Raw genomic sequence first — 21,764 nt, 5'->3', positions numbered from 1 at the left:
AATGATAGCTCTCTTCCTCATCGTCTGTCTCATCGTCGTCGCTGGCCTGATCGTCCTCTGGGCGTCCGGCCTGTCCGGCAATGTCGTCATCACGCTCGGCGCCGACACGATCAGCATCGAGCTTGTCGTCGCGATCCTTGGCGTCATCCTGCTCGGCGCGGTGATGGCGCTTGTCTGGGCGGCGCTCGCCGGTCTTATCAAGCTGCCGAAACGCTTTGGACAGGCGCGCCGCAACTCAAAAAAGCGCAGCGCCAACCGGTCGCTCGCCGACGGCATTCTCGCGGCCGAAGCTGGCGACATCAGCCTGTCGCGCAAATATGCGAGCCGTGCGGCACAACATGCAGACGATGAGCGGCTGAAGCTCCTGCTCGAAGCACGCACGGCCGAGATCGCGCATGACTGGCCAAGCGCTGAGCGCGCCTGGGGCCAGCTCGCCCGCCTGCCGGGCGGCGAACTTGCCGGCCTTCGCGGTGCAGCCATTGCGGCAACAGAACGCGGTGATACCGCCGCCGCCGAAGCGCGCGCCCGTGAAGCCTTGGAACTCAAGACCGCTGCCGACTGGCCCTTCACCTCGCTCTTCGACAGTCAGGTCGCACGCGGTCACTGGCAGGACGCGGTTGAAACGCTCGCCATCGGAGAACGCCGCGGCCTGATCTCTGGCGACAGCCTCCGGCGCAGGCGCTCGGTGCTCTACACAGCGCACGCGACCAGCATGCCGAATGCAGAACGACGCGATGCCCAGAAGCTCCTTGCCGATGCGCTGCGCGCCTCCCCGGCCTTTGCGCCTGCCGCCTATCATGGCGCGCGCCAGCTCAAGCTGGAAGGCAAGGTGAAAGCCGCGCAGGGCGTTCTCGAACTCGGCTGGCGCTTCAGCCCGCATCCGGCGCTCGCACACCTCAGCCGCAGGCTCGACCCCGAAGACACGCCAAAAACGCAGTCGGCGCGCCTGCGCGCCCTGATCGACACCAATCCCGATGCCCGCGAGAGCCGCATCCTGAAGGCAGAGATCGCGATGGCAGAGCGCGACTGGATCGCCGCCATCAAGGAGCTCGCCCCGCTGGTCGAGGAACAGCCAACAGCGCGCCTCTGCCTGCTGCTGGAGCAGGCCCTTCGCGGCTATGGCGACAATTCAGAAGCCGACCGCTGGGGCCGCATGGCCATCACGGCCTCGAGAGAGGCCGAATGGTCCGATATCGACCCGAACGGACAGGCCTTTGACTATTCGCGCCGCGACTGGGCACGCCTCGTCTACGCTTTCGGCGATGCAGGCACACTGATCCATCCGCGCTATGAATCCTATGGCCGTGAGCTTGAGGCGGGCCGCTATATTGCGCTGCCTGCCCCTGTAGCTGCCGTGCGCACCCGCCAGGCCGAGCCGCAAAAGGCCCTGCCGCCTGCCAGCGAGCCAGGCCGCACGATGACAGAGCCGCCGGTCGACTATGTCCGCGATGGTGAGCAGGACGAGGCCTGACACCGCAATAGAGGCGCGCTGCGCCGCCCTGAATTGTCCACTTGCCCAAAGGCACGCTTGACGGTATTGAGGCGCCTTCCAACGGATAGCCGCCTTAGCTCAGCTGGTAGAGCATCGCATTCGTAATGCGGGGGTCAGGTGTTCAAGTCACCTAGGCGGCACCATTCATTTTCCGGTTTGCTTCGCAAAATTTTTGGTCCAGTGGACCAAAAATAGGAAATGAATGCGGCGGCAGCCGCCTTCCGGGGGACTGATTTTACGGAATGAATGCCCCGGCAGGGGCCATTGGGTTCTGATCCCGTTTCCTCGCTTCGCTCGTCACGTGGATCGTGCTCAAGGCTGCGCTTGCACGCTCGTGTGTCTGACGTGTGCCCTAGACGCCTCTCAAGCCCCCGGCTCGATCAACACCTTTATCTCACTTGGATATTTCGCCAGCGCGTCGAACGCTGCCTCCGTCTCGGCAAGTGGGCGGCGGCTCGTGATCAGTTTCGAAACCAGATCACCATGCTGCGCGACCCGCGCCAGCGCTTCCTCAAACTCTTCCGGCCTGTAGGCGAAGCTGAATTCGAGCGTGAGCTCCCGCACGATGGCTTTCAGCGGCGTGATTGTCTCCTGATGCGGGCAGACACCGGCGACGATGATATGGCTATGCGGCATGGCCGAGTTGATCACTTCACTGATGAGCCCTGACACGCCGGTACACTCGAATATGTTCGCGCCGGGCGGCAGGCCGCGTAACTCCCGCCCAAGAAGCGGCGACATGGAAGCGGGCGAGAAATCCGCCCGCGCCCATTGGGTGAAGGCGCTCTCCCTTGCCGGATCGATGACGATATCGGCGCCGACCGCTTCTGCGACGGCACGGCGTTCGGCTGAGAAATCCGCCGCGATGACAGGCCCTCGCCCATCCAGCTTCAACGACATAATGACTGCCAGACCGACGGGCCCGCAGCCGATGACGAGGTTCGGGCCCTCGTTCCGGCTGGCAAGACGCGAAGCGTGCAGCCCCACGGCGAGAGGCTCGGTCAGCGCAGAAAGGTCTGGCGCGACACCTTCCGGGACCTTGAAAGCCCGCACTGCGTCGACGCAGCTCAGCGTCGCCAGTCCGCCCTGATGGCCGGGCGAGATACCAATTGTCTGGGGCCCGTCATGGTCATGCGTGAAAGGCAGCGCCGTGATGATGTCGCCGGGCTTCAGGTCGGTCTCGACCGTTTTAGATACATCCATGACTTCTGCACTGAACTCATGGCCCGGGACGATGATCGGCAGGTCAGCCTCCGCGACTTCCGCTTCCGCCGCCGCCATCTGCTTGCGCAGGGACAGATCACTTCCGCAAATGCCGTTGAAAAGCGGGCGCACCAGTATCTGGCCCGGCCTTGGCTCCGGGTCGGGCAAGGTCTCGACCGTAATCCGGCCCCCTTTGAGACAAGCTGCTCTCATGTCTCAGCCCTGCGCGGTCAGGTCGGCGAACCTTGAGATGTCCGGTTGGCCGGTGCACGCCGTCGTGCCGCCATCGGCGACCATAATCGACCCCGTCACATAGGAGGCATCATCCGAGGCCAGGAAGGCGACGACGGCCGCCATTTCTTCGGGCTTCGCCGCCCGGCCCATCGGGATGCGCGACAGCCAGTCTTCGCGAAGGCCCGGGATCTGGTTGAGGTCTGAAGTAATCGGCGTATCGACCAGGCCGGGACAAAGCGCGTTCACCCTGATCCCTGCCTTGGCATGATCCATGGCGAGCGCGCGGGTGTAGTTGATGACCGCGCCCTTGGCTGCATTATAGGCTGCAAAGCGGTAGTCCCCGCCGAGCCCTGAGATGGATGCCGTGTTCACGATCGCGCTGCCTTCTGGCATGTGAGGGATCGCCGCCTTGCAGGCATAGAAGACGCTGTGAAGGTCAATCGCGATGACGCGCTCCCACTGTTCGGCCTCCATCTCGACACTGTTGCCATAACTGCCAATGCCGGCATTGTTGAACAGGATGTCGATGCGTCCGTGGGCATCTACCGCCGCCCTGATTAGCGCTTCAACGTCTGCCTGTTTCGAGACATCGCCCGTCACGCCTGTCGCGCCCAGTTCGCTGGCAATGGTGGCAATGCCGTCTGCACTGATATCACCGAGCACAAGCCTGGCGCCTTCACGCGCCATCAACCGCGCCGTCGCTGCGCCGATCCCGGATGCAGCCCCGGTAATGACCGCGACGCGGCCTTCAAATCTCTTGCCTGACATGATGACCGCCTAGTGCTTTGCGCTTGGCGGCGTTTCGCCAGCCCAGGCTGCCTGGCGCTCTGCCGCCTTGCCCGCAATCTTGCCCCACATGGAGGCCGTCTTGGCGAGGAACTTGATGTCGAAATGCTCTTCGGTGCGAAACTCCAGTACTTCCACACCGTCTGGCCCCGGCGTGTAGCGATAGGCCTTGTCAGCACCAACGAAGAAGCCGTCACCAGCTTCTAGCTTCTCGATACCGAGCTGCAGGCTGCCCGCCACGACATAATAGAGGCAATCGACATTATGCGTATGGAGCGGCAGCGGAAAGCCGCTCTTGAACCAGGCATAGGTCAGGCTGAAGCCCGGACGCGAGAAGAGCGTCTTGACCAGCTGCCCCTCACCAGCGCCAGCTTCTCCGGCCGCGGCGATCCCCGCTTCAATTTCCGGCGTCACATCGGAATACTCCATGTGACCGGCCTCATCGAGGATGGGGGCCGTCTCGGTCCGGAAAATCTGGAATCCGCCGCCTGTGTCTGCATCGCGGTTTTCGAGTGTTGTGTCGCTCATCTCATTTCCTCCACTGGCAGCTGGTCTGTTTATGTTGCGCCCCTTTGTCGGGTGCGCTGCTGCCTTTCTCTCAACCCTACACCTCTGCAATTATTGGTCAATACTGACTATAAACAACATTGAGCTTCTTGACCTTGCTGGCAGAGCGCGGTGCATAGGGCCCATGAGCAGGTCAGACACAGTGGAGAAAGTCGCAGCCCCGCGTCGCCGAAACCGGCGCGGTGAAGAGACACGCAGGCTTATTCTCGACGCGACGATCGCGTGCCTGAACGCTCGCGGTTATGCCGGCACCTCCATCGAAACCGTAATGGACGAAGCCGGGATCAGCCGTGGATCGGTGCTTAACCAGTTTCCCACACGGCTGGATCTGATGATCGGCGCCGCCGACCACGCCATGCATGAAATGATGCGGCACACAGGCCAGCAACTCGCCGCATTCGACGACGACGCGTCGGCCTACCGCGCTTTCTGCGACATCACCTGGCAGAGCAATCAGTTGCCAGCAGCCGCTGTTGTGACGGAAATCCTGCTTGCCGCTCGCTGGGACAGCGAACTGGCAGCAGCATTCCGGCCTATTGCCGAACGGGTCGAGACAGAAATTGACGCGCTCGTCGCGCGGCTGGCGAAAGGATCAGGCATAGAGGATATCGACGCCGCCATCGTCCATGCCCGCATCCTGATCCTGAGCCTGCGCGGGATCACGCTCGAACTCGCCTATGACCCCGATCGCAAGATCATCCTTCGTGCGCTGGACCGTATTGGCGCCGAACACGCCGCGCATTGTGATGAGGTGATCCCCCGCGAGCAGGCTCAGCCCTCAGGCGTTTCAGGCGGCGGCTTGAAGACCACAAGCGACAGTACGATGAAGGAATAGACCGCCGCCACACCCACGGTGAACAGAACGGAGAGAAGTTCCGGCCAGCCAAGAACGGTCGCGAACACGGGATAGATGAATATCTGCAGGAGATAGGTCGACGCATAGAGCAGCGTGTAAAGGATCAGCGATCGTACGATCGCCGCATTGCTTCTGAAGACGAAGGAACGCTGCAGGTAGAAGTTCAGCAGAAGGCTGCCGACGGTCGTCACCGCGAAAGCGATTTCGTGCGGGACACCCAGTATCCTCTGAACATACACGATGGCCGCCGCGATCAGGTTCATCGACGCGCCCACCACAATGTACCGGATTAGCGCGCCGCTTGTCGGCGATGATTTCAGTTTCTGGAAGAGCGCGGCGATCATCGCGGGTCTGGTTTGTCCGACCCGGGCACGTCGTTGAGATAGTCCGCGACGATATAGGACGGGCGTGCCTTCGCTTCACGCAGCGTCCGGCCGACATAGATGCCTGTCAGACCAACGCTGCAGATGAGCACCCCGCCCATGAACCAGATCGACAGGATGAGTGATGGATAGCCGGAGACATCAAACTCACCCATCAGCGCCTGGATGAAAGTGACGATCGACAGCACGAATGTGATCGCCGCGATGATCAGACCGATCGTGACGATGATCCAGAGCGGCCTGTCGGAGAATGAGAAGACCACATCCGATGCAAGCTTCAGCAGCTTGCCGAGCGTGTAGGATGACTTGCCCTCGCTGCGCTTGCTATGCGCCACATCGAGATAGACAGGCTCAAATCCCATCCATTGAATCATGACCGGGAAGTACTTCTGCTCCTCTTCCCAGCTGCAATAGGCATCGACGACGGTGCGATGATAAAGGCCGAAATTGGCGACGCTGGCATCAAGCGGTTTTCCGGTCATGAAGCTCAGCAGGCCATAATAGCCCGCTGAAATGGCGCGCCTGTAAAGGCTGTCGTTACGCTCCGCACGGCGGGCGAGCACGATCTTCGCGTCTTCCTTCTCCGCCGCCTCGAACAGGTTCGGAATCTCTTCCGGCTGGTCCTGCAGATCGCAGTCCATGACAACGACCCACTCACCCTTCGAGTGCTTCAGGCCTGCCTCGATCGCGGAATGCTGACCGAAGTTTCGCGAGAACCGCATGCCCTTCACGAACGGGTTCGCCGCGCAGATCTCTTTCACAACCTTCCATGACCCACGCGGGCAGCGGTCATCCACCAGGATGATTTCATAGCTGATGCCCATCTTGCTGCAGACATCTGCAACGCGCTGGCAGAGTGGTTCCAGCGAGGTCGGGCTGCCATAGACAGGGGAGACAACGGAAAGTGTCGGTGCAGTCATTCTTATTATTCTTCCTGTGTGGCGCGCGGGACGATCAAGCCCGGCAGCTCAGGGCCATTAGCTCCTGAAGTAGTCCTCAACCGCTTCAATCACCTTGTCGCACTCACTGCTCTCCATCGTGTACATCGGCAAGCGAACGAGGCCGTCGGATACAGCATCCGTTACCTTCAGGTCGCCAGATGTGCGGCCAAACTTCTTTCCGCCAACAGAGGAATGAAGCGGCACATAGTGAAACGGTGCCATGATGTCTTTTGACTTCAGATACTCGCGGAACGCCTCACGGTCCTCCAGCTCGGGGAAGAGCAGATAGTACATGTGAGCGTTGTGCTCACACTCTGCCGGGATGAAGGGCAGGCGTGCCTTGTCTTCCGGGACGCAGGCTTTGAATGCCTCATTATAGCGATGCCAGACGGCGAGCCGCCCTTCCCTCACCGTATCGGCGACTTCAAGCTGACCATAGAGGAAGGCCGAGATAATCTCGCCCGGCAGATAGGATGAGCCGATGTCCACCCAGGTGTACTTGTCGACGGCCCCGCGGAAAAAGAGCGAGCGGTTGGTGCCCTTCTCTCGCAGGATCTCGGCGCGGTCGCAATAGCTCGTGTCGTTGATACAGAGCGCGCCGCCTTCGCCGCTGATGATGTTCTTGGTCTCATGGAAGCTGAAAGCCGACATCAGGCCCAGCGTGCCAGCATTGCGCCCCTTATAGGTTGAGCCGAGCGCCTGCGCGGCGTCCTCAACCACTTTCAGGCCGTGCCGGTCAGCAATTGCGTTGATCGCATCCATGTCACAGACGACGCCTGCATAGTGCACGACGAAGATGGCAACCGTCTTCTCTGTGATGGCCGCCTCGATCGCATCGGGAGACACGTTCAGCGTGTCCGGGTCAATATCGACAAAGACCGGCGTCGCCCCCCGCAGGCAAACCGCGTTCGCCGTCGAAACGAAGGTGAAGGACGGCATGATCACTTCATCGCCTGCAGCGAGGTCGAGAAGGATAGCCGCCATTTCCAGCGCCGCGGTGCACGAATGGGTCAGCAGGGCCTTCTTTACACCGAGCATTTCCTCGATCAGGGCGTGGCAGCGTTTGGTGAATGTGCCGTCGCCTGAAATCTGGCCAAGTTCGATGGCCTCGCGGATATAGTCGATCTCCCGGCCCTGAACTTTAGGCTTGTTGAATGGTACTGTCGCCATGATCCCCGGCCCGTCCTCAAATCCCTGCTCGCGTGCCTCTTAGTACGCGCGAATCCTGCGTTCAAATAAATAGATGAATGATGCGCCACGCAATGCGCCGGGCGCGGCGTCTGGTAGAGACGACATTGCCTCGCGCAGTTCAGTTGCATCAAGTCTACTAGGACGCTAACAGCCAAGCTCTTGCAGAATGCCTGAGGGGGCAGCAAGGGTGAAATTTCATACTTCAGATTGTGCTCAGAGGGGAGCGGCAGGTGAATTCATACGCTGAGAGAATAGCGAGCCATCCTCGGTCGCAGAGAGCGCCCGTCTTCTTCCTTATCCTGCTCATCGTCATCTTCTACGGATATGGCCGCTGGGCCATCGCGAACTATTATGACGCGGCGATCCCGCATTATGACTCCGTTGGGGCCTATCTGCGATATTTCACGGTCCTCGATGCCGTGCACCAATATGGGATCATCCCGGCAATTCCGTACGCCTTCGCTGACGCGCTTTCACCGCTCCAATCGATCTTCACGCTTGCTTTCAGCCCGTTCCTCAGCAAGTCGATGTCGTCGTTCCACCTCTACAATACACTCTGCTTCATTCCTGCCGTGTTCGGCATGTATGCCGCTGCCCGGTCCTATCGCTGCTCAGCAGGGACGTCGGTCCTGTTTACCTGCCTGCTCCTGCTGCCCGGCGGTATGTATTATTGGGACCTCGGCGTGTTTGACCTTCGCCGTGACCCTGGGACCTACTTCCTGCTCGTCGGCGCGCTTTTCTTTGCGATCGCGTATTTCGCGGGCGACGCGCCCTCGAAACGCCGGCGCCTCGCATATGGTATCTGCACCGGCGTCACCGCAGGGCTCTGCCTCCTGTCACGCGATTCCGCATTTGGCCTTCTTCTGGGTGTCGTCATCGCGCCCGCAGTCGGCATGTGGGCGATCAATTTTCGCCGCAAGACCGTCGCAGAGAATTTCATCGACCTGATCCCGGTCTTCGCGGCCTTTATCCCGTTCGTCTTCATCTGGGGTCTGTTCGTCGATTCCATGCTGAATCGGATCCTGAACCCGTACCTCTTCTACGGGGCAGGCAATGACGGGAAGACGACGCTCGTCGACAATGCCGCGATCACTTTCTTCCTGATCACGGACCTCGGCCACTCATATTACTGGCTGGGCTCCAAATGGGAGACGGTGAAGCTCATGGTCGGCTTTGTCGCGATCATCGCCGGCATCTTCTTCCTTTCCCGCAATACTCCTCAGGAGAGGCACGAACCTCAACCTGTCAGCCTGTCAGCGACGTCCAGATCGGTGACGCTGGTATCGATTGCGGTTTTCATTGTCCTCTACGTGAACCTCTTCCTCGCATTCGCCGTCGGCTGGCTTTCAGTGAAGGTGCGCTCCATTCTCGAGGTCTCGGCGCCCTACTATCCATCCATGGCCGCCTTCCTCGTCATCTGCTTGCTCGGGCTGACCTTCCTGCCGCGTAGCCAACGCCTGCGCGTCCAGATTGCCAGCGCCGTGCTTGCACTGGCCCTCATTAGTATTGGCATGCATACGCGGTCTCAGACGCGTAAACCGAACTATCCTGACTGGTTCGTTGCTGCCCATGAAGGCGTTGGTCAGATGCTCGCCAATAGCGGCGGCGAGCCTTACATCGTCGCGGAAATGGCAAACGACTTCCGCATGCCTGCCGTTCAACTCTATGCCGTCCAGAGCGGCGCAAAACCTCCGGAGCGGCTCTTCTTCCACTTTGATGGTCGCATGCATGACTTCAATGTCGCAGGTCCTGCCGATCCGGCGATGAATGCAGGCTTCGAAGCCGCCATGGAAGAAGCCGTGCTCTGCCGGGCCGACTATATCCTGACCTTTGCCGACCTCGATAATTATCGGCGCCCGGATCGCTCCGTCTATCTGCAAAGCTTTGGCGCTGATGTCATGAACCGCATCGCGACCAAGCTCGAAGCGGCGCCCAAGACATTCTACGGCGAAACACCGCAAGCCCCGCTATTCCGTGTGATCGACAACCGGGCGAAGAGCGCCTGTGAGACTGTTGAGCAGGCAGGCTAGGCTACAGCTTAGCCGCCAAGCGGATAGTCGGCGACCGGTTCGTAGATGCTCTTCTTGCCTTCGCGGGTGATGCTCTCGAAGAGGTGGAAGCGGTCTGCCGTCCAGGGCCCTGCGCGAAGCACCTGCCAGCGTTCAGACCAGGTCATGGCCGCCTCCAGCTGGACATTATTCAGATACGCTAGCGTGATGTGCGGCTTGAAGGGCTTTGCATCTGGCGACAGGCCGATGCGGGCCGCGGCCTTGCGGCAGTCGCCCGCAAGCTGATCGAGAACGGGGCTCCGCTTCACCGTCGCGAACAGTGAAGACGGCTCCTTGCGGCCGAACCAGCCGACACCCTCGATCTCAAGATCGAATTGAGGCGGCGACAGCTCGCCAATCTCTGCATCCAGTTCTTCGGCCACTGGCTCAGTCATTTCGCCGAAGAAACCTAGCGTAACGTGGAAATGAGAGCGGTCACGCCAGCGCGCGCCATCGACGCCCTTTTGCAAGGGCTCAAGGCGGTCAGCGATGTCGCCCGGGACGGGCAGGCCCGCAAACAGTCTGATCATGCTCCAAGCTGACAGCTAATCGCCGCTATCATCAAGAGCGTAAAGGAAGCTCGCCTAGCCGGCGAGTTCGTCCAGCTTCCCGAAATGCTCTGCCAGCAGATAATAGAAGGTCACGCGCGACTTGTTTCCGCCTTCCGGTTTCAACGTCTCACAGATCTTGCCGATCGCCGCATCGACCTCGGCATTCTTCTCTTTCAAGCCAAGCTTGTTGCGGCAATACTTGTCGCGAACCCGCTGCAACTCGGTCTCGTCAGAACACGAAACCAGCGAAGAGTCCCGGTTACGCAGGGCGATTCCCAGATGACCAACGATCTTTTCGGCGGCTTTCTGGTTGTAACCTTTTGCGTATTTCTTGATGTTGTCAGCATACGCCGATGCGTCGGCCATATGTCTTCCCCCGTGAATATTTCTGTGCGTCCCTACTGTCTCCCCGACAGCTACTATATGCTGCCGCTAGACCTCACGAAAGTCAAACTAGACTTGAATTCTTTTCCCTGATGAGGCGAAAAAACGAAGTAACGGATCGCCCGAATCACGCTTGCGTCAACACTTCCGGTTCTCCTTGAACTTGAAGCGTCTTTCCCACATATTATCGCTAATCGGCATGAGAGTATGCCGGCCTTTCGAAAGAGGGATAAATGAACGACTTTAACTCATCTGTCGCCCACGGCAGGACGATGGATGCCAGCATTGATCAGGGCCTGCGCTCCTTCATGCTTGGCGTCTACAACAAACTTGCCCTTGGCATCGGCCTGGCTGCCCTGATCGCATTCGCGGTCGGCACCTATGAGCCGCTGACGGCGCTCGTCTTCGGCACGCCTCTGCGCTTTGTCGTGCAGTTCGGCCCGATCGTGCTCATCCTGTTTTCGGCCTTTGCCATGCGCAACCCGTCGCCGATCGGCTCAGCCATCATGTACTGGGCAATCGTGTCTCTGCTCGGTGCCGGCCTTGGCATCTGGGTATTCGCCGCAACTGGCGGCCAGGAACTGGCCTCTCGCGCTGGCACGACCATGTCACCGGAACTGCTGACCATCGCGAAAGCCTTCCTGATCACCTCGTCAGCCTTCGCAGCGCTATCGCTGTTCGGTTACACGACGAGGCGTGACCTGAAGCCAATTGGCACATTCATGATCATGGCGCTCTGGGGCGTAATTGCCCTGTCACTGGTCAGCCTGTTCTTCCCGGCTTCGAGCATGCTTGAGACGATCATCATGGGTGCTGTGCTGCTTCTGTCGGCCGGCCTCGTGGCGTGGGAAACGCAGGAACTGAAAGAAGGCTATTATCACTTCGGCGGCGATCAACGCTCCATGGCGGTGATGACCAACTGGGGTGCCCTGAACTTCTTCATCCTGTTCTACAACATGTTCACGATCATCCTGTCCTTCATGTCGCGAGACTAGGACACCGGGTCGATACGAACCTGACGAACAAGGACGCCCCCGCAGACATCTGCGGGGGCGTTTCTACTTGGGCCGCCCAGACGGCTTGACGACGACCTGGCCTGGTGACACCCTCAGAACAGACCATGAACCTGAAAGTGGGGGCGCTGATGGCCTACGACCCACATAATCCGTGCGCGAGCGATATCTGCCGCGGCGTCCTCCGACTGTTCGGGGCGATGAACCTTGCTGGCGTGACGGAGATGACCCTCGCCAATGGCAGGCGCGCCGACGTGGCCGCCATTGGCCCCAAAGGCGAGATCGTGATCGTCGAGATCAAGAGCTCCGTCGCCGACTTCCGCGCGGACGGCAAATGGCCTGACTACCGCCCCTTCTGCGACCGCTTCTATTTTGCGGTAAGCCACGGCTTTCCAAAGGACCTGATCCCGGACGAGACGGGCCTTATCGTGGCGGACGGGTTTGGCGGGGCGGTCCTGCGAGAGCCTGAGCCAACGCCGCTTGCAGCCGCCCGGCGCAAGGCGATGACGCTGCGCTTTGCACGGCTCGCAGCCCTTCGCGCCACGCAATATGTCCATCAACCTTTCACCCCGGAAGCCGCCAAATAGGTGGCAGGCGAGGCTGGACGCCCGCACACAGACTCCCTAGCTGACACGTCATGAGCCTTGCCTATCCCCTCGCCATTTCTGCGGACGCCGCCCTGAAGGCAGGCGGGGACGCCGCACGCACGCGCTATGAGGCCGAAAGCCTTGCCGGCGACACCCCGATCCTGTCGCTGGAGACAGAGTGGCTGAAGCCGGATGCAGCCGACGTGCAGAGCCTGATCAAGGAAGCTGAATCCGGTGAGGCAAAGGGCTTCATCCAGATTTACGAGGATGCCGACGGCAAGCCGGTCCTTGCTGTCACCTACTGGAAGCTGAAGCATGAGCGCACCGGCGAGGTTGCTGCCTCAGCCTCGAAGCCGTCAGAGCCAGAGCCCGAAAGTCCACCGCCGCCGCCGAAGCCGAAGAAACAGGCGACGGAAATCGATCACACCGATGACCTCTATTTCCGGCATGCGCGCAGCAAACGGGCCCGCAAGAGCAAACCTGCCGACCCGCGCCAGATGGACCTTTTCGTCAGCCCCGACCAGCGCGGCTACGAACACAAGGACCCGAATAATCCAAATACGATGCTGACCGATGAGGAAGGCGACGGCACCACTTTCGGGGGTTAGCCGCCAAGCACTAGCTGCACGATCATCGCCGCGAGCGCAGAAAGCGCCATCACGACAAGGAAGACGATGCCGAGCATTTTGAGGCCCGGCTTCTCGCGGCTCGGCACACCGGCCCACCACGAGCTGAAACTGTCATGCTTTTCCATGCCGCCCGCCTAGCAGGCGAACCTCAGGGCCGAAAGGCCAAAGCGTACTTTTTTGCCGGCGATCAGGCGCTTGCAGGCTTGAAGGTCAGGGCGACGCCATTGTTGCAATAACGCAGCCCCGTTGGCTGTGGCCCGTCCTCGAAGACATGTCCCTGATGGCCGAGGCAGCGGGCACAATGATACTCGGTCCGGGTATAGAACAGCTTGTTGTCGTCCTTGAAGCCGAGGCTGCCTTCAATATAGCTCCAGAAGCTCGGCCAGCCGGTGCCGCTGTCATACTTCCATTCTGACTTGAACAGCGGCAGGTCGCAGCCCTTGCAGTGGAACGTGCCTTCGCGTTTCTCGTCGTCCAGCGGTGAAGAGCCAGCGCGCTCCGTATCTTCCTTGCGGAGCACGTTGAACGCATCGCGCGGCAGGCGCTCGCGCCATTCTGCTTCGGTCAGGGTGCGCCAGTCCGTATCGGCATATTGCGCTTCAGCAGCGCTTGGGTTTTCGGCAGAGCTGCGCGCATTGGTGCACGCGGCGAGGAGGCCACCGGCAACGCTACTCAGCAGCAGACGGCGGCGCGACATGTTTGCGAAGACGTGTGTCATGATCGCGATATGGCGCTGAACAGCCCCGCGACCACTCACAAATGCGTGTGGAAAAGGTGAGAGCCGCGCGAAAAATGCCTGCAACGAAGGGTCGCTTTCGGCTTCCACAGCCTTTAGAAGTCCGCCTTCAAATTAACCTCAACGTGCCGGAGCAGGTCATGGACGACGGAAAGCTGACAGACGCAGCGCGCGAAAAGCTGCGCCTCACGGTCGAGCGTATAGAGCGCCTCGAAGAAGAGAAAAAAGAAGTCGCTGACCAGATCAAGGATGTCTACGCCGAGGCAAAGGCCATGGGCTATGACACCAAGGCGCTCCGCCAGGTCGTGCGCCTGCGCAAACAGGACCGCCAGGAGCGTGAAGAGGCCGAAGCCGTCCTCGAAACCTATCTAATCGCGCTCGGCGAGGTCTAACGGCCCGTCTGGTCGAGACTTTTGGGCCAGTGTTCAGGCCGCGGGCCCAGCCCGATGGCCCGCGCGGGTAGGCGCCTCAGCAAGGGCACCTTGTCCAGCAACCGGACGAAAAGCGGCGCCTTGCCCGATGATTTGCCGCTTATGGCGGGCATGATCACGCGCTCATGCGCAAACACCTGTACGGCCTGCGTAATCTCGGCAGGCCATTCGCGCCGTTTCTGCACCTTTGCCAGCGTGGTCCATGACAGGCTGCCATCCTTCAGCGCTGGGCCGATAATCCGCGCGCTGGCCACCGCGTCCTGCAGCGCGAGATTGATGCCCACCCCGCCGACAGGCGACATGGCGTGCGCCGCATCCCCGATCGCCAGCAGCCCGTCACGCCACCATTTGCGCAGGCGGCTCACCTCGACGCGCAGCAGTTTTACATCCTCAAAGCTCTCGATGGCCTGAGCCGCATCTGCAAGGTCCGGCGCGATGGTCGCCACCTTGTCGCGGAACGCCTCAATCCCTTGCTCGCGGACGCGCCCAAACCCGTCTTTCTCGATGACCAGCGCGGCCTGCCAGTAGCTGCCGCGATTAAGGCTCACCAGAAAGCCGCCCTTCGCGATATGGCCCAGCGACTCAGCTGGCGCCTCGCTCTCATTGCGCGGCAGGCGAAACCACAGCACATCGATCGGCGCGCCCTGCTGGACCTGCTTCAGACGGCCAGCCTCGCGCAGTGTGGAATCGCGCCCATCGCAGGCGATCGTCAGCTTCGCGCGGATCTTGAATTCCTCACCATCCTTGCTGGCGCAGATGCCCGTCACCTTGCCATCGCGCCCGGTGAGGCGCTCGGCCCGTGTCTCCATCATCAGCGTGAAGCCGGGCAGCTTGCGCGCCTCGCTGGCCAGAAAATCGAGAAAGTCCCATTGCGGCATGAAGGCGACGAATTTCGCCGCCGTCGGCAGATGGCCAAAATCGACCATCTGGTAGTGCCGTCCGCCCGCATTGAGGCCGATCTGCTCTGTCTTCTGGAAGTCCCGCTTCAGGAACGCTTCGAGCAAGCCGAGCTCATGCAGCACCTGCATGGTGGAGGGATGAACCGTATCGCCGCGAAAATCGCGCAGGAAATCCTTGTGCTTCTCCACGACGACCACGTCGATGCCCTGCCGGGCGAGCAGATAGCCCAGCATGATGCCGGCAGGCCCGCCGCCAGCGATACAGCATTCCGTTTCAATCACCTGCATGTGCCATCGCCCTGATCTTGGCGTTTCACCTGAACCGACCTAATGTCTCAGCTACTGATGTCACGCGAAATCGATGAGAGAAAGAAGCGCAAGGCGCTGCGCAAACTGCGCAAGGCGGCAGAGCTCGCCGAACGCGGCGAGGGCCCGCCCCTTTCTGATTGGGAACGCGAATTCCTGGAAGAAGTCGAACAGCGTATCGAGACCTTCGGTTCTGCCTTCGCAGACCCTGAAAAAGGCAATCTCGAAGAGCCGATGTCAGCCCTCCAGACGCGTAAGCTGAAGGAAATCGACAAGAAGGCGCGCGGCAAGGACACCGGCTTCAAGACGCGCAAACCGCTCGGCTGGAAGAAGAAGCAGGACTTCACACCCCGCGTGCGCCAGCTCGACGATGACATCGCCGAAGACCCAGCGCCGCCGCCCGAGCCAAAGACCGCAACCACTCCGTTCAGCGTGATCCGCGGCAGTGAGCTTGGCGAAGCGCGCCCCAAACGCACCCCGCGCAAGTCACCGCCTGCCAAGCCAGCCGCCCAGTCCAGAAAGCCGGAGCGTGAGCCCACGCCAGAGCCCGCCCCGAAACGGCCTGCCTTCCGCGTCATCCAGGGCGGCAAGGATGACGCCTGACCTGCAGGCGGCATGGGACCGCTTTCAGGCTGACACCGCCGACGCGCGCCAGCCCTATGACATCTTTGCCTTCGGGGACGGACCAGAGCTCGCCGATGAGCTATTGGCGCTGGTCCTGACCGGGACCAAACAGGCAACCGCATCCCGCCTCAATCTCTACAAGACGATGGGCCTGCGCCCGCCCGCACCCGGCGACCTTTCCCTCGTGCTCGACGGCGCGGGCCACCCCGCCTGCGTGATCGAGACGACGCAGGTCGATATCGCGCCGTTCAGCGCCGCCACGGAAGAGTTCGCCTATGTTGAAGGCGAAGGCGACCGCTCCCTTGCCTACTGGCAATCGGCGCACCTTTCCTACTTCCACCGCGAATGCGCCCGCGAGGGCAGTTTCTTCTCACCGGACGAACCCATCGTCTTCGAACGCTTCCGGCTTATCTGGAGTCCTGAAAAGCAATAGCAGGCCGACCGCAGGCCTTCTGATGGAGCACAGGAATGAAGACCGTCGTCATCACAGGCGCCTCGACCGGCATCGGCCGCGCCGCCGCCGAACACCTCGCCGCTCAGGGCTGGAAAGTTTTTGCCGGCGTGCGCAAGCAGGAAGATGCCGACGCCTTAACCAAGGCAAACCCCGCCATCGAACCGCTCATGCTGGATGTCACCAGGCCTGAAGATGTCGAAAAAGCCGCCGCCAAGGTCGCAGAGGCGCTGGGCGGGGGAAAACTGGCAGGCCTCGTCAATAATGCCGGCATCGCCAATATGGGCCCGCTCGCGCTGCAGCCAGCCGATGAGTTCAAGGCCCATTTCGAGGTGAACGTCTTCGGCACGCTCAACGCTACGCAAGGCTTCCTGCCCCTGCTCGGCATGGACCGAAACCGGACCGGAGAGCCGGGCCGTATCGTCAACATCACCTCGCTCGGCGGGCGCATCGCAGCGCCATTCCTTGGCGCCTACACTGCTACCAAACACGCGGTTGAGAGCATGACTGACAGCTTCCGGCGGGAGCTGATCATCTATGGCATCGACGCCATCGCCATCGGTCCGGGCTCAGTAAAGACGCCGATCTGGGACAAGGCCGAGGACAAGAATGAAGGCCAGCCCTATGCCAATTCGGCCTGGGCGGAGCCGATCTCCAAATTCTCCGACACGATGCTGAAGGGCGGACGCGATGGCCTGCCGCCAGAAAAGATCGCCGAAGTCATCGAGACCGCGCTGAGCGATTCCAGCCCCAAGGCGCGCTATGCCCCGGTCCCGAACAAATTCACCAACTGGACGATCCCGACCCACATCCCGAAACGTTGGCTCGACAGCATCTTTGCCAACCGTTTCGGCATGAAAAAGCCCGACTGACGCAGGAGTCCTGACCACGCGTCAGCATTCCAAGCGCCGCCCGCCCGTTCTAGGCTTCCCCCGAAACAACAGATCGGGAGAACGGATATGGGCGACCTAGTCACGCGCAAGGATGATAATGGGCTTTGCTGGCTCACGCTGAACCGGCCGGACAAGCTGAATGCGCTGACCGTCGACATGTTCAGGGAACTACGCGCCCATGTCAGTGACCTCTACAAGGATGACAGCGTCGGCTGCGTCATCCTGAAGGGCGCGGGCAAATGCTTCTCCGCGGGCCACGACCTTGGCGACATCGCTGAAGGCGAAGCCGTGCCGTCGCGCGGCTGGCATTCTGAGACGCTGCGCCTGATGGAAAAGCTGCCAAAGCCGGTCATCGCGGGCGTGCACGGCCACTGCTATACCGGCGCACTCGAGGTCGCCCTCGCCGCCGACTTCATTCTCGCCGCCGAGTCCGCCAAATTCGCCGACACGCATGCCAAATGGGCCCTCACCCCGATCTGGGGCATGAGCCAGCGCCTGCCGCGTCGCGTCGGTATCGCCACCGCCAAGCGCCTGATGTTTACCGCTGAGACAATAAAGGCCGACGAAGCCATGCGTATGGGCCTCTGCGAAGCCATCTTTGCCGATGAGAGCTTTGAGGCGGACCTCGAATCCTTCGCCCGCCAGATCCTCGCAAACTCGCCCTTCAGCCATGCTGCCAACAAGCGCCTGCTCGAGGCCACCGACGCCGACAAGATAGATGCCGGCCTGCAATGGGAAATCCTGGAGAATGAAGGCGTCGGCCCTGACATGCAGGCGCGTATCGGTGCCTTCATGAAGAAGTAGCCTCTAGAGAAACCAGAGGATCAGGTTCAGCATCAGCGATCCTGCGATAAAAAGCATTGAGATCAGCCGGAAATTGCTGTGGCTCATGGGCTCTGCAGCATGCGAGTCCATACGCTCCTGCAACTCGCAGGCCTTTCGATACGCAATGTAGAAGATCACGACGCCGATCAGGATGAAGATCGTCGCCCCGGTCTTGGCGAGCCATGTGGGCTCGAACTTGCCAAAGATCGCCTGAAAGCCGAGCCCGACACCCGCAGAAGCAAGGCCGGTCCGCATCCAGCCTGCAAAGGTGCGCTCATTGGCGAGGATTGTGCGGTCTTCAGCCCAATCGGTCCGGTCTTTCGCAAGATCGGTCCGGTCTTCTGCCAGCTCGTTTGACGTGGGCATGTAAACCTAACCGCCCTGCGGCCCGATGGTTTCAGCCGCGGGGGTGCGCACCCGCGTGGACGGCCCGCAAACGCTCTGAATCAACGCCGGTATAGACCTGCGTCGTCGACAGGCTCGCATGGCCAAGCAGCGTCTGGATCGCGCGCAAATCCGCGCCTGCTGAAAGAAGGTGAGTCGCGAATGCATGGCGTAGGGCATGCGGCGTCGCCGTTTCCGGCAAGCCCAGCGCGCCGCGCAGCACCTGAACGCCCCGCTGCACAATGGCGGGCTGCAGACGCTTGCCGCGCACGCCATAGAAAAGCGGTGTCTCACCGGTCAGCCTGTATGGGCAAAGCCGCGCATACTCATCAATCGCGCGCCGCACTGCCGGGATCAGCGGCACCAGCCGCACCTTGCCGCCCTTGCCGACGATCCGCAGGCGCTCTGGCGCAGGCACCATGTCGCCATTCAGATCAAGTGCTTCGGAAATACGAAGCCCCGCCCCGTAGAGCAGCGTCAGCACGGCGGCGTCCCGCGCCGCCACCCAGGGCTCCACCCCGCTCGCCTCTACCGTCTCGATCATGTCCCGCGCCGCCGCGACTGAGACCGGGCGCGGCAGACGAGACTGGCGCTTCGGCCCCTTCAGGAAGGCGATCTCCGGGTTCTCCATCCCATGATGGTCATCAAGCCAGTGATAGAAGGTCTTTATCGCCGACAGCACCCGCGCCACCGACGTATCCGACAGCCCTTCTCGCCTGCGCTTGGCAAGAAAGGCACGAATGTCACTGGCATGCAGATGCCTGAACGCCTTGATGGCGACCGGCTCGCCCAGATGGTCCTCAAGGAAGTCAAAGAAGCTGCGGAGGTCATGGCCATACGCCTCAACCGTATTCGCCGCGAGACGACGCTCACGCGCAATATGGTCCAGAAAGGCCGACAGGATTTCCATGAGGATGGAGTGTCAGCGCGCAGGGTTAAGGGGGTGTTGAGACCGCACATCTGCATGAAGCCCACGGGTGACGGCAACACAGGCTGCGACTACACCTCTTGGCGATGAAGATCGCCAGCATCCTCTTTCCGCTGCCGCTGCCAGAGCCATTCGACTATGCCGTTCCCGATGGCATGCATGTCGAACCCGGCAGCTATGTGCGCGCGCCGCTCGGCAAGATTGAGCGGACTGGTGTGGTGTGGGCCGTAAAGACCCGCGCCGAGGACGATACGCGCGACCTCAAACCCGTCATCGACGTCTACCCCGTGCCGGCCATGCCAGAGCCGATGCGCAAATTCGTGAGCTTTGCCGCCCGCTATAATGTGGCCCATCCCGGCCATGTGCTTGCCATGGTTCTGCGGGCGCGCGGCGGTCTGAAGCCATCGCCCACCGAAACCGTGTATGAGCCGACCGGCTATCGCTCGAACCGGATGACCGAAGCGCGCGTCAAAGTGCTCGATGCCGCCCGCGAAGCTGGCCCGGCCAGCGCTGCAGAACTTGCAAGACAGGCAGGCGTTTCCCCCGGCGTGGTGAAAGGTCTTGTCGATATCGGCTCGCTTGAGGCGCGCGAGGTTGAAACGGACCTGCCTTACCCGCAGCCCACCCGCTTTGAGGGCGGCGAACATCTGACAGCCGAGCAAAAGACAGCCGGCGATGAGCTGCGCCGCGCCATCGCAAAGGGCGGCTTCCAGCCTTTCCTGCTCGATGGCATTACGGGATCCGGCAAGACAGAAGTCTATTTCGAAGCCATTGCAGAAGCCCTGCAGAAGGCCAACGATGCGCAGGTTCTCGTCCTCCTGCCGGAAATCGCCCTGACGCAGGCCGTGCTCGCCCGCTTTGAAGCCCGCTTCGGCGCGCCGCCCGCCCCCTGGCATTCAGGCCTGTCGGATGCAGAACGCCGCCGCACATGGCGTGAGACCGCGCATGGCCGCGCCCGCATCGTGATTGGCGCGCGCTCGGCTCTCTTCCTGCCTTTCTGCAACCTCAAGCTCATCATCGTGGATGAGGAGCACGACACGTCTTTCAAACAGGAAGACGGCGTCACCTATCATGCCCGCGACATGGGCGTGATGCGCGCAAAGCTCGAAGACGCTGCCATCGTTCTCGCCTCCGCGACGCCTGCCCTCGAAACAATGGTGAATGCCGAGGCTGGCCGCTACAAACGCCTCCGGCTCTCTGCCCGCCCCGGCGCGGCGCGCCTGCCGGATATCGAACTTGTCGACCTGCGCCTCGACCCGCCGGAAAAAGGCAACTGGCTCTCGCCCACGCTGTCTAATGCGCTTGTCTCGACGTTCGAGGCTGGCGAGCAGAGCCTCCTTTTCTTGAACCGGCGCGGTTATGCCCCGCTCGTTATCTGCAAGGCCTGCGGTGAGCGGCTTAAAAGCCCCGGCACCGAAAGCTGGCTGACCGAGCACCGCTACACCAATCGCCTTGTATGCCACCTGACCGGCTGGTCGATGCCGAAGCCTGAAGCCTGTCCGATGTGCGGAGCAAAGGATTCGCTGATGGGCGTCGGCCCGGGTGTGGAGCGTGTCGCCGAAGAGGTCCGCGTCCTGCTGCCACAGGCGCGGGTCGAGATTTTTTCATCCGACACGGCCCGGTCTGGCGAAGAGACGCGCGGCATTGTCGACCGGATGGCCGGCGGAGAGATCGACGTGCTGATCGGCACGCAGATCGTCGCCAAGGGTCACAATTTCCCGAACCTCACCCTTGTCGGCGTGGTCGATGCCGATAGCGGCATGAAGGGCGGCGACCTTCGCGCAGGCGAGCGCACTTATCAGCTGCTGAGCCAGGTCGCAGGCCGCGCTGGCCGCGCCGAACGCCCCGGCCGCGCCCTCATCCAGACCTATGGCCCGGAAAACCCCGCCATGATCGCGCTTGCCGCCGGTGACCGCGACGGCTTCCTGCAGATCGAGCGGGATGTGCGCGCCGAACTTATGCTGCCGCCTTTCGGGCGTATGGCTGCGCTCGTTCTTTCTGCGCCCACTCCCCAACTCATCGAAGAAGCAGGCCGCCTGACGGGCGCCGCCGCGCCAAACGGTGAGGGCGTCACCGTCTATGGCCCGGCCCCTGCGCCAATTTCCCTGCTGCGCGGGCGCCACCGCATCCGCTTTCTCATCACCAGCCCGCGCGACGTCGATCTCTCGGCTTACATGGCGGCATGGTTAAAGGGGCTGAAGCTCCCAAACCCTGTGAGAATCTCAGCAGATATCGATCCGTATTCCTTCTTGTAGGCAGCCCGCGTGCCAATCGGTCGCAATTCAACCGCTGCAGCCACGTTGTCAGTGCCGAAACGAAGTGCTAAGCGCCCTCACAAGCATTGGGTCGGGGCATCGCCTGCCGGCCCAAACCCTTATGTTTCACTTCCGGGCATCCGCCCGCCAACAGACGGAATCCAAGG

The 21,764-nt window shown here is 61.4% G+C and carries 25 protein-coding genes and 1 tRNA gene; 13 read left to right on the top strand and 13 right to left on the bottom strand.

Features of this window, described 5'->3' with window-relative positions; translation table 11 throughout:
• Nucleotide 1 precedes the first annotated feature (1 nt).
• Together D1222_RS06955 and D1222_RS06950 are read left to right on the top strand one after the other, a co-directional pair.
• Nucleotides 2-1,471 (top strand): heme biosynthesis protein HemY, encoded by a 1,470-nt coding sequence (locus D1222_RS06955; RefSeq protein WP_119453454.1) that lies wholly within the window; start codon nucleotides 2-4, stop codon nucleotides 1,469-1,471.
• 88 nt (nucleotides 1,472-1,559) lie between these two features.
• Nucleotides 1,560-1,635 (top strand) — tRNA-Thr (locus D1222_RS06950).
• 220 nt (nucleotides 1,636-1,855) lie between these two features.
• Here D1222_RS06950 and D1222_RS06945 read toward each other — a convergent pair.
• The 3 genes from D1222_RS06945 to D1222_RS06935 are packed head-to-tail and all read right to left on the bottom strand — an operon-like array spanning nucleotide 1,856 to nucleotide 4,243.
• Entirely contained in the window at nucleotides 1,856-2,908 is a 1,053-nt protein-coding gene (locus tag D1222_RS06945) for a zinc-binding dehydrogenase (protein ID WP_119453453.1), read from the bottom strand.
• A gap of 3 nt (nucleotides 2,909-2,911) precedes the next feature.
• Nucleotides 2,912-3,697: an SDR family NAD(P)-dependent oxidoreductase gene (locus tag D1222_RS06940; protein ID WP_119453452.1), complete on the bottom strand. Its 786-nt coding sequence runs from the start codon at nucleotides 3,695-3,697 to the stop codon at nucleotides 2,912-2,914.
• Nucleotides 3,698-3,706: 9 nt separating this feature from the next.
• Nucleotides 3,707-4,243 (bottom strand): cupin domain-containing protein, encoded by a 537-nt coding sequence (locus D1222_RS06935; RefSeq protein WP_119453451.1) that lies wholly within the window; start codon nucleotides 4,241-4,243, stop codon nucleotides 3,707-3,709.
• A 163-nt stretch (nucleotides 4,244-4,406) separates the two neighbouring features.
• On the opposite strand from D1222_RS06935, the gene D1222_RS06930 reads away from it, so the two are divergent.
• On the top strand, nucleotides 4,407-5,117 hold the full coding sequence (locus D1222_RS06930; protein WP_182481887.1) for a TetR/AcrR family transcriptional regulator: 711 nt from the start codon (nucleotides 4,407-4,409) through the stop codon (nucleotides 5,115-5,117).
• On the opposite strand, the gene D1222_RS06925 is transcribed toward D1222_RS06930, so the two are convergent.
• Genes D1222_RS06925 through rffA form a run of 3 tightly spaced genes read right to left on the bottom strand, consistent with a single transcriptional unit; the run spans nucleotide 5,054 to nucleotide 7,632 of the window.
• Complete coding sequence (locus tag D1222_RS06925) at nucleotides 5,054-5,482, bottom strand: GtrA family protein (RefSeq protein WP_119453450.1); 429 nt, start codon at nucleotides 5,480-5,482, stop codon at nucleotides 5,054-5,056. The genes D1222_RS06930 and D1222_RS06925 overlap by 64 nt on opposite strands.
• Nucleotides 5,479-6,441, bottom strand: a complete 963-nt coding sequence (locus D1222_RS06920) for a glycosyltransferase family 2 protein (RefSeq protein WP_119453449.1) — start codon at nucleotides 6,439-6,441, stop codon at nucleotides 5,479-5,481. Before D1222_RS06920 ends, D1222_RS06925 begins: the two co-directional genes overlap by 4 nt.
• A 57-nt stretch (nucleotides 6,442-6,498) precedes the next feature.
• Nucleotides 6,499-7,632 (bottom strand): dTDP-4-amino-4,6-dideoxygalactose transaminase, encoded by a 1,134-nt coding sequence (gene rffA / locus D1222_RS06915; protein ID WP_119453448.1) that lies wholly within the window; start codon nucleotides 7,630-7,632, stop codon nucleotides 6,499-6,501.
• 251 nt (nucleotides 7,633-7,883) lie between these two features.
• Between rffA and D1222_RS06910 the strand changes: the two genes are divergently transcribed.
• Nucleotides 7,884-9,683 (top strand): hypothetical protein, encoded by a 1,800-nt coding sequence (locus D1222_RS06910; RefSeq protein WP_119453447.1) that lies wholly within the window; start codon nucleotides 7,884-7,886, stop codon nucleotides 9,681-9,683.
• Nucleotides 9,684-9,691: 8 nt separating this feature from the next.
• Here D1222_RS06910 and thpR read toward each other — a convergent pair whose 3' ends face one another.
• Together thpR and D1222_RS06900 are read right to left on the bottom strand one after the other, a co-directional pair.
• Complete coding sequence (gene thpR / locus D1222_RS06905) at nucleotides 9,692-10,231, bottom strand: RNA 2',3'-cyclic phosphodiesterase (RefSeq protein WP_119453446.1); 540 nt, start codon at nucleotides 10,229-10,231, stop codon at nucleotides 9,692-9,694.
• 54 nt (nucleotides 10,232-10,285) lie between these two features.
• Complete coding sequence (locus D1222_RS06900; protein WP_119453445.1) at nucleotides 10,286-10,618, bottom strand: DUF2853 family protein; 333 nt, start codon at nucleotides 10,616-10,618, stop codon at nucleotides 10,286-10,288.
• 251 nt (nucleotides 10,619-10,869) lie between these two features.
• Between D1222_RS06900 and D1222_RS06895 the strand changes: the two genes are divergently transcribed.
• The 3 genes from D1222_RS06895 to D1222_RS06885 all read left to right on the top strand — a co-directional run bounded on the left by D1222_RS06895 (nucleotide 10,870) and on the right by D1222_RS06885 (nucleotide 12,844).
• The gene (locus D1222_RS06895; protein WP_233348543.1) at nucleotides 10,870-11,631 is read left to right on the top strand and encodes a Bax inhibitor-1/YccA family protein; all 762 of its coding nucleotides are present in this window, start codon (nucleotides 10,870-10,872) and stop codon (nucleotides 11,629-11,631) included.
• Between the two features lie 125 nt (nucleotides 11,632-11,756).
• A complete protein-coding gene (locus tag D1222_RS06890; RefSeq protein ID WP_233348542.1) occupies nucleotides 11,757-12,236 on the top strand; it encodes an MmcB family DNA repair protein in 480 nt (159 codons plus the stop codon).
• Between the two features lie 50 nt (nucleotides 12,237-12,286).
• Nucleotides 12,287-12,844 carry a hypothetical protein gene (locus tag D1222_RS06885; RefSeq protein ID WP_119453443.1) on the top strand — a complete coding sequence of 186 codons (558 nt, stop codon included), beginning with the start codon at nucleotides 12,287-12,289 and terminating at the stop codon, nucleotides 12,842-12,844.
• Here the strand turns inward: D1222_RS06885 and D1222_RS15725 are convergent.
• Together D1222_RS15725 and msrB are read right to left on the bottom strand one after the other, a co-directional pair.
• A complete protein-coding gene (locus tag D1222_RS15725; protein ID WP_182481886.1) occupies nucleotides 12,841-12,990 on the bottom strand; it encodes a hypothetical protein in 150 nt (49 codons plus the stop codon). The two genes, D1222_RS06885 and D1222_RS15725, sit on opposite strands and share 4 nt — an antisense overlap.
• A gap of 62 nt (nucleotides 12,991-13,052) precedes the next feature.
• Entirely contained in the window at nucleotides 13,053-13,583 is a 531-nt protein-coding gene (gene msrB, locus D1222_RS06880) for a peptide-methionine (R)-S-oxide reductase MsrB (RefSeq protein ID WP_119453759.1), read from the bottom strand.
• Between the two features lie 158 nt (nucleotides 13,584-13,741).
• Here msrB and D1222_RS06875 point away from each other — a divergent pair, with 158 nt between their 5' ends.
• Nucleotides 13,742-13,993, top strand: a complete 252-nt coding sequence (locus D1222_RS06875; RefSeq protein WP_119453442.1) for a DUF2312 domain-containing protein — start codon at nucleotides 13,742-13,744, stop codon at nucleotides 13,991-13,993.
• Here D1222_RS06875 and D1222_RS06870 read toward each other — a convergent pair.
• Nucleotides 13,990-15,219: an FAD-dependent oxidoreductase gene (locus D1222_RS06870; protein WP_119453441.1), complete on the bottom strand. Its 1,230-nt coding sequence runs from the start codon at nucleotides 15,217-15,219 to the stop codon at nucleotides 13,990-13,992. The two genes, D1222_RS06875 and D1222_RS06870, sit on opposite strands and share 4 nt — an antisense overlap.
• Before the next feature lie 42 nt (nucleotides 15,220-15,261).
• Here D1222_RS06870 and D1222_RS15720 point away from each other — a divergent pair, with 42 nt between their 5' ends.
• The 4 genes from D1222_RS15720 (at nucleotide 15,262) to D1222_RS06850 (ending at nucleotide 18,009) form a co-directional block, all read left to right on the top strand.
• Nucleotides 15,262-15,840 (top strand): hypothetical protein, encoded by a 579-nt coding sequence (locus tag D1222_RS15720; protein WP_182481885.1) that lies wholly within the window; start codon nucleotides 15,262-15,264, stop codon nucleotides 15,838-15,840.
• Nucleotides 15,830-16,294 carry an ASCH domain-containing protein gene (locus D1222_RS06860; protein ID WP_119453440.1) on the top strand — a complete coding sequence of 155 codons (465 nt, stop codon included), beginning with the start codon at nucleotides 15,830-15,832 and terminating at the stop codon, nucleotides 16,292-16,294. The genes D1222_RS15720 and D1222_RS06860 overlap by 11 nt, the downstream gene beginning before the upstream one ends.
• A 35-nt stretch (nucleotides 16,295-16,329) precedes the next feature.
• Nucleotides 16,330-17,184: an SDR family NAD(P)-dependent oxidoreductase gene (locus tag D1222_RS06855; protein ID WP_119453439.1), complete on the top strand. Its 855-nt coding sequence runs from the start codon at nucleotides 16,330-16,332 to the stop codon at nucleotides 17,182-17,184.
• 87 nt (nucleotides 17,185-17,271) lie between these two features.
• Nucleotides 17,272-18,009, top strand: coding sequence for an enoyl-CoA hydratase/isomerase family protein (locus D1222_RS06850; protein WP_119453438.1), 738 nt, complete (start codon nucleotides 17,272-17,274; stop codon nucleotides 18,007-18,009).
• A gap of 3 nt (nucleotides 18,010-18,012) precedes the next feature.
• On the opposite strand, the gene D1222_RS06845 is transcribed toward D1222_RS06850, so the two are convergent.
• Complete coding sequence (locus D1222_RS06845; RefSeq protein WP_119453437.1) at nucleotides 18,013-18,396, bottom strand: YidH family protein; 384 nt, start codon at nucleotides 18,394-18,396, stop codon at nucleotides 18,013-18,015.
• Nucleotides 18,397-18,427: 31 nt separating this feature from the next.
• Complete coding sequence (locus tag D1222_RS06840) at nucleotides 18,428-19,324, bottom strand: tyrosine recombinase XerC (protein WP_119453436.1); 897 nt, start codon at nucleotides 19,322-19,324, stop codon at nucleotides 18,428-18,430.
• A 104-nt stretch (nucleotides 19,325-19,428) separates the two neighbouring features.
• Here D1222_RS06840 and D1222_RS06835 point away from each other — a divergent pair, with 104 nt between their 5' ends.
• Complete coding sequence (locus tag D1222_RS06835; protein ID WP_119453435.1) at nucleotides 19,429-21,597, top strand: primosomal protein N'; 2,169 nt, start codon at nucleotides 19,429-19,431, stop codon at nucleotides 21,595-21,597.
• Nucleotides 21,598-21,764 lie beyond the last annotated feature (167 nt).

It is taken from the genome of Henriciella algicola (genome assembly GCF_003576245.1).
GTDB classification, from domain to species: domain Bacteria; phylum Pseudomonadota; class Alphaproteobacteria; order Caulobacterales; family Hyphomonadaceae; genus Henriciella; species Henriciella algicola.
This window is presented reverse-complemented; position numbering and strand designations above follow the sequence as displayed.

Coding starts and splice junctions, on each gene's coding strand:
- thpR (WP_119453446.1), bottom strand. CDS start 10,231: ATGATCAGACTGTTTGCGGGCCTGCCCGTCCCGGGCGACATCGCTGAC.
- D1222_RS06900 (WP_119453445.1), bottom strand. CDS start 10,618: ATGGCCGACGCATCGGCGTATGCTGACAACATCAAGAAATACGCAAAA.
- D1222_RS06930 (WP_182481887.1), top strand. CDS start 4,407: ATGAGCAGGTCAGACACAGTGGAGAAAGTCGCAGCCCCGCGTCGCCGA.
- D1222_RS06920 (WP_119453449.1), bottom strand. CDS start 6,441: ATGACTGCACCGACACTTTCCGTTGTCTCCCCTGTCTATGGCAGCCCG.
- D1222_RS06940 (WP_119453452.1), bottom strand. CDS start 3,697: ATGTCAGGCAAGAGATTTGAAGGCCGCGTCGCGGTCATTACCGGGGCT.
- D1222_RS06890 (WP_233348542.1), top strand. CDS start 11,757: ATGAACCTGAAAGTGGGGGCGCTGATGGCCTACGACCCACATAATCCG.
- D1222_RS06885 (WP_119453443.1), top strand. CDS start 12,287: ATGAGCCTTGCCTATCCCCTCGCCATTTCTGCGGACGCCGCCCTGAAG.
- D1222_RS15725 (WP_182481886.1), bottom strand. CDS start 12,990: ATGGAAAAGCATGACAGTTTCAGCTCGTGGTGGGCCGGTGTGCCGAGC.
- D1222_RS06855 (WP_119453439.1), top strand. CDS start 16,330: ATGAAGACCGTCGTCATCACAGGCGCCTCGACCGGCATCGGCCGCGCC.
- D1222_RS06870 (WP_119453441.1), bottom strand. CDS start 15,219: ATGCAGGTGATTGAAACGGAATGCTGTATCGCTGGCGGCGGGCCTGCC.
- D1222_RS06895 (WP_233348543.1), top strand. CDS start 10,870: ATGAACGACTTTAACTCATCTGTCGCCCACGGCAGGACGATGGATGCC.
- D1222_RS06925 (WP_119453450.1), bottom strand. CDS start 5,482: ATGATCGCCGCGCTCTTCCAGAAACTGAAATCATCGCCGACAAGCGGC.
- msrB (WP_119453759.1), bottom strand. CDS start 13,583: ATGACACACGTCTTCGCAAACATGTCGCGCCGCCGTCTGCTGCTGAGT.
- D1222_RS06875 (WP_119453442.1), top strand. CDS start 13,742: ATGGACGACGGAAAGCTGACAGACGCAGCGCGCGAAAAGCTGCGCCTC.
- D1222_RS15720 (WP_182481885.1), top strand. CDS start 15,262: ATGTCTCAGCTACTGATGTCACGCGAAATCGATGAGAGAAAGAAGCGC.
- D1222_RS06845 (WP_119453437.1), bottom strand. CDS start 18,396: ATGCCCACGTCAAACGAGCTGGCAGAAGACCGGACCGATCTTGCGAAA.
- D1222_RS06955 (WP_119453454.1), top strand. CDS start 2: ATGATAGCTCTCTTCCTCATCGTCTGTCTCATCGTCGTCGCTGGCCTG.
- D1222_RS06860 (WP_119453440.1), top strand. CDS start 15,830: ATGACGCCTGACCTGCAGGCGGCATGGGACCGCTTTCAGGCTGACACC.
- D1222_RS06945 (WP_119453453.1), bottom strand. CDS start 2,908: ATGAGAGCAGCTTGTCTCAAAGGGGGCCGGATTACGGTCGAGACCTTG.
- D1222_RS06840 (WP_119453436.1), bottom strand. CDS start 19,324: ATGGAAATCCTGTCGGCCTTTCTGGACCATATTGCGCGTGAGCGTCGT.
- D1222_RS06850 (WP_119453438.1), top strand. CDS start 17,272: ATGGGCGACCTAGTCACGCGCAAGGATGATAATGGGCTTTGCTGGCTC.
- rffA (WP_119453448.1), bottom strand. CDS start 7,632: ATGGCGACAGTACCATTCAACAAGCCTAAAGTTCAGGGCCGGGAGATC.
- D1222_RS06835 (WP_119453435.1), top strand. CDS start 19,429: ATGAAGATCGCCAGCATCCTCTTTCCGCTGCCGCTGCCAGAGCCATTC.
- D1222_RS06935 (WP_119453451.1), bottom strand. CDS start 4,243: ATGAGCGACACAACACTCGAAAACCGCGATGCAGACACAGGCGGCGGA.